The following is a 4,996-nucleotide window of genomic DNA, read 5'->3' on the forward strand; positions in this document are numbered from 1 at the left end:
CCGCCGTGCTGCGTCCGGGCACGGCCCGGCGGTTTTCGGCCAGATCGGTCATGTCGCGGACCCGATCGTGCGCGGACGCTGTCGCCCGCGGTGCGGCGGATCTAGCATGCAGCCGCACACGTCGATGTGATCACGCTCACACCCATGCCGTCCGCCCGCTCACCCGAAGACGTCAGGAGACCCGCGTGGACCAACCGCCGACCGACCAGGGGACCGGCACCCCGGAGGTGCAACGGATCGAGGAGAGCACCGAGTTCCGCGAACTGCGGACGTCCTTCAGGAACTTCGCCTTCCCGGTCACCGCAGGCTTCATCCTCTGGTACCTGCTGTACGTGCTGCTGTCCGGCTACGCCCCCGCGTTCATGGCCGCCACCGTGGTCGGCCACATCAACGTGGCACTGCTGCTCGGGCTGCTGCAGTTCGCCTCGACCTTCGCCATCGCGGCCTGGTACGCCCGGTTCGCCGGCCGCCGCCTCGACCCGCCGGCCGCGGCGATCCGCGCCGCGCACGCGCCGGCCCCCGCCACCGCCCCCCGGGAGGCCGCCGAATGACCGCTCTCGCCGGTGCCGCGACCGACCACCGCGGCCTGACCATGACCCTGTTCGGCCTGTTCGTCCTGGCCACCCTCGGCATCACCGTCTGGGCCGGGCGGCAGACCAGGGACGCCGCCGACTTCTACGCCGGCGGCCGCGGCTTCACCGGCTTCCAGAACGGTCTGGCGATCTCCGGCGACTACATGTCGGCCGCCTCCTTCCTCGGGATCGCCGGCGCCATCGCGCTCTTCGGCTACGACGGCTTCCTCTACTCCATCGGCTTCCTGGTCGCCTGGCTGGTCGCGCTGCTGCTGGTCGCCGAACCGCTGCGCAACTCCGGCCGCTACACCATGGCGGACGTGCTGGCCTTCCGGATGCGCCAGCGGCCGGTGCGCACCGCCGCCGGCGTCTCCACCATCGTCGTGTCGATCTTCTACCTGCTGGCCCAGATGGTCGGCGCGGGCTCGCTGGTCGCGCTGCTGCTCGGGGTGAGCGGCGACGGTGCCAAGCGGTGGACGGTCGTGGCGGTCGGCGCGCTGATGGTCGTCTACGTCGTGGTCGGCGGCATGAAGGGCACCACCTGGGTGCAGATCGTCAAGGCGGTGCTGCTGATCGCCGGCACCGCGCTGATGACCGTGCTGGTGCTCGCCAAGTACCACTTCAACCTCTCCAGCCTGCTCGGCGCCGCCTCCTCGGCGAGCGGCAAGGGCGCCGCCTTCCTGGAACCGGGGCTGAAGTACGGCAGCACCGGCACCACCAAGCTGGACTTCCTCAGCCTCGGCCTCGCCCTGGTGCTCGGCACCGCCGGCCTGCCGCACATCCTCGTCCGCTTCTACACCGTGCCCACCGCGAAGGCGGCCCGGAAGTCCGTGCTGTGGGCGATCGGGATCATCGGCGGCTTCTACCTGATGACCCTCGCGCTGGGCTTCGGCGCGGCCGCCCTGGTCGGGCCGGCGGCGATCAAGAAGTCCAACCCGGCCGGCAACACGGCGGCCCCGCTGCTCGCCGAGCAGCTGGGCGGCGGGGCGGGCTCCACCGGCGGCGCCATCCTGCTCGCGGTGATCTCGGCGGTCGCCTTCGCCACCATCCTCGCCGTGGTGGCCGGACTGACCCTCGCCTCCTCGGCCTCCTTCGCCCACGACCTGTGGGCGAACGTGATCCGCCGCGGCAAGGCCTCGGAGCAGGAGGAGGTCCGCTCGGCCAAGCTCGCCGCGGTGGCGATCGGCGCGATCGCCATCCTGCTGTCGATCTTCGCGGACAAGCTGAACGCCGCCGCCCTGGTCGCCCTGGCCTTCGCGGTGGCCGCCTCGGCCAACCTGCCCACCCTGCTCTACTCGCTGTTCTGGAAGCGGTTCAACACCGCCGGCGCGGTCAGCTCGGTCTACGCCGGCCTGATCACCTCGGTCACCCTGGTGGTCTTCTCCACCGTGGTCTCCGGCGGCAAGAACTCGCTCTTCCCGCACAGCGACTTCCACTGGTTCCCGCTGGAGAACCCCGGCCTGGTCTCCATCCCGGTCGGATTCCTGGCCGGCTGGATCGGCACCCTGCTGTCCAAGGAATCCGCCGACCCGGCGAAGTACGCTGAACTGGAGGTCCGCTCGCTCACCGGGCTCGGCGCCCACTGACCGGACGGACCACCAGGCCGTCACGCCTCCCGGATAAGCTGGCCCGGCTCGCCCGCAGTGGCGGCCGGGCCGCTCGTCTTCTGGAAGGGGGCCGCGATGCTGCTCGACACCTTCGGCCGGCAGGCCGTGGACCTCCGCGTCTCCCTGACCGACCGGTGCAACCTCCGCTGCACGTACTGCATGCCCGAGGAGGGCCTGCAGTGGCTCGGCAAGCCCGAGCTGCTGACCGACGAGGAGATCGTCCGGCTGGTCGCGATCGCGGTGCACGACCTGGGCGTACGGGAGGTCCGCTTCACCGGCGGCGAGCCGATGCTCCGGCCCGGCCTGGTCGGCATCGTCGCCGCCTGCGCCGAGCTGGCCCCGCGGCCCGAGCTGTCGCTCACCACCAACGGCATCGGCCTCGCCCGGACGGCCGCCGCGCTGAAGGAGGCCGGGCTCGACCGGGTCAACGTCTCGCTGGACACCCTGGACGCCGACACCTTCCACCGGCTCACCCGCCGCCACCGCCACGAGGACGTGCTGGCGGGCCTCGCCGCCGCCGAGGCCGCCGGGCTCGCCCCGGTGAAGCTGAACGCGGTGCTGATGCGCGGGGTCAACGACCACGAGGCCGCCGACCTGCTGGCCTGGTGCATCGAGCACGGCTACGAGCTGCGCTTCATCGAGCAGATGCCGCTGGACGCCCAGCACGGCTGGGACCGCTCGCAGATGGTCACCGCCGAGGAGATCCTCGCGCTGCTCAAGCAGCGCTTCGACCTCGCCCCGGAGCCGTCCGCTGCCCGCGGCGCCGCGCCGGCCGAGCGCTGGCTGGTCGACGGCGGACCCGCCCGGGTCGGCGTGATCGCCTCGGTCACCCGTCCGTTCTGCCGCGCCTGCGACCGCACCCGGCTCACCGCCGACGGGCAGATCCGCAACTGCCTGTTCGCCACCGAGGAGACCGACCTGCGCGGGGCGCTCCGCTCCGGCGCGTCCGACCAGGAGATCGGCGAGCTCTGGCGCAAGGCCATGTGGGGCAAGAAGGCCGGGGCCGGCATCGACAACCCGGAGTTCCACCAGCCGGACCGCCCGATGTCCGCGATCGGCGGCTGAGCGGGCCGGGCGCTCACCCGGGGCCGGTCAGCCCTCGAAACCGGCCAGCGGGACGACCTCCTTGAGGAAGCCGCGCACCCCCAGGAACTGCGACAGCTGCTCGCGGTGCTCCTCGCACGCCAGCCAGGTCTTGCGGCGGTCGGGGGTGTGGAGCTTGGGGTTGTTCCAGACCAGCACCCACTGCGCGTCGGTGCGGCAGCCCTTGGCGGAGCAGACCGGCGGCCCGTCGGGGCCGTCCGCGGTGCCGAAGAGGCCGAGCGCGGGGGTGTCCATGATGTGTGCCGTCCTGGTGGGTGCCGCCGGAGTCGTCACGGCCAGTCTCGCATCCGCCGGCACGTCACCCGTCGGCGGGCATGACGACGCCGGGCAGCCACGGGGGGAGCCGCCCGGCGTCGGTCTGTCGTTCCGACGGGGGATGCGGAACGCGTACGCAGTATGTCACGGCGGAACCCGGGAATGGCTAGGTCTTTCATGATTTATCTGAGCCTGGTCTGAGGTTTCTGCCGGGCAAAGAGTGGCAGAACCGGGCATACCGGCTGGTCGCCTGAGGGAGGCTCAGCCCGCGGCCGAGCCGTCCTCGCCGTCCGGATCGGAGTGCGGGCCCGCGTCGGCGGCCTCCGTGGGGCGTGCGGCCGGCTCCGGGCGCCCTCCGCCGCCGGTGCCACCGGGGCCGAGCATCAGCTTGGCCTCCGGCGGCACGGCGAAGGTGCTCGGCAGGCCCGGCGCACGCTCCCGGCCGGCGTTGGCGATCAGCACGGCGAAGTACGGCAGCAGCACGCCGCCGGCCAGCGCCGCGACGGCCACGTAGCGCTGGACGTCCCACAGCACCACCGCGAGCAGCACGCAGGCGGTGCGCACGAGCATGGAGATCACATAGCGGCGCTGCCGGCCCCGCACGTCCTCACTGAGGCCGGTGCGCGCCCCGGTGATCCGGAAGACCTGCCCGTTCTCGGGGCTCTTCGCCATCTCGTCCCGCCTTCGTCCCGCTCGTGCCATCGAACCGGCACCGACTCCTCACGGTACGCCGCCGAACGGCGTGCGCGAAGACCGGGTCGGGGCGCGCCGGGGTCAGGTCTTGCGCAGGTACCGGGGCGGCACCCCGTCGGTCAGCCAGACCCCGTTGGCGCTCACCCGGAACTCGTGGCCGTCCGCGGCCATCGCGGCCGCGTCGACCGCCAGCACGACCGGCCGGCCGTGCCGGGAGCCGACCCGCACGGCCGTCTCGGTGTCCGCCGAGAGGTGGACGTCCCGGCGGGCCATCGGCCGCAGCCCCTCGTGGAAGATCGCGTCCAGGACCCGCCCGGTGGTGCCGTGGTACAGCACCGCGGGCGGGTCGCCGGGCGGCAGGCCGAGGTCGACGTCGACCGTGTGGCCCTGGCTGGCGCGGATGGAGCGGCCGTCCTCGGAGTAGGCGAACCGGCGCTTGTTGTTGGTCTCCACCACGTGGTCCAGCTCGGCCCGGCTGACCGGCCGGCCGTGCCGGGCCAGCGCGCCGAGCAGGGTGTCCACCCCCACCCAGCCCGCCGTGTCCAGGGCGATCCCGACCGAGCCGGGATCGTGCCGCAGGATGCGCGACAGCCGATTGGAGACCTTGACCGTCTGCCTCTCGTCCACTCCGTTGTCCTTCCCCCGTCAGCCGGCCCTACGAGGCCTGGCTGTCCGAAAACCATTTTAAGCCCACCACCCGGACCGGCGGCCTCGCCGCCCGGGGGTACACGTCGCCCCCCACGCGCGGCAGGCCCCCCTCGCGGG

At 72.8% G+C, this 4,996-nt stretch carries 6 protein-coding genes; 3 read left to right on the plus strand and 3 right to left on the minus strand.

What is annotated here, in order from left to right; translation table 11 throughout:
- The first annotated feature begins 185 nt into the window (after positions 1-185).
- From ACFV0G_RS24140 to moaA, 3 genes are all read left to right on the plus strand, one after another.
- A complete protein-coding gene (locus ACFV0G_RS24140; RefSeq protein WP_380551555.1) occupies positions 186-551 on the plus strand; it encodes a DUF485 domain-containing protein in 366 nt (121 codons plus the stop codon).
- Positions 548-2,158 carry a cation acetate symporter gene (locus tag ACFV0G_RS24145; RefSeq protein WP_380551558.1) on the plus strand — a complete coding sequence of 537 codons (1,611 nt, stop codon included), beginning with the start codon at positions 548-550 and terminating at the stop codon, positions 2,156-2,158. Before ACFV0G_RS24140 ends, ACFV0G_RS24145 begins: the two co-directional genes overlap by 4 nt.
- 96 nt (positions 2,159-2,254) lie before the next feature.
- Positions 2,255-3,244 (plus strand): GTP 3',8-cyclase MoaA, encoded by a 990-nt coding sequence (gene moaA / locus ACFV0G_RS24150; protein WP_380551561.1) that lies wholly within the window; start codon positions 2,255-2,257, stop codon positions 3,242-3,244.
- 27 nt (positions 3,245-3,271) lie between these two features.
- On the opposite strand, the gene ACFV0G_RS24155 is transcribed toward moaA, so the two are convergent.
- The 3 genes from ACFV0G_RS24155 to ACFV0G_RS24165 form a co-directional block, all read right to left on the minus strand.
- Positions 3,272-3,517, minus strand: coding sequence for a hypothetical protein (locus ACFV0G_RS24155; protein ID WP_380551564.1), 246 nt, complete (start codon positions 3,515-3,517; stop codon positions 3,272-3,274).
- 282 nt (positions 3,518-3,799) lie between these two features.
- A complete protein-coding gene (locus tag ACFV0G_RS24160) occupies positions 3,800-4,210 on the minus strand; it encodes a DUF3099 domain-containing protein (protein ID WP_380551567.1) in 411 nt (136 codons plus the stop codon).
- Positions 4,211-4,312: 102 nt separating this feature from the next.
- On the minus strand, positions 4,313-4,858 hold the full coding sequence (locus ACFV0G_RS24165; RefSeq protein ID WP_380551570.1) for an RNA 2'-phosphotransferase: 546 nt from the start codon (positions 4,856-4,858) through the stop codon (positions 4,313-4,315).
- Positions 4,859-4,996 lie beyond the last annotated feature (138 nt).

The organism is Kitasatospora sp. NPDC059571, assembly GCF_042735675.1.
Taxonomy (GTDB): domain Bacteria; phylum Actinomycetota; class Actinomycetes; order Streptomycetales; family Streptomycetaceae; genus Kitasatospora.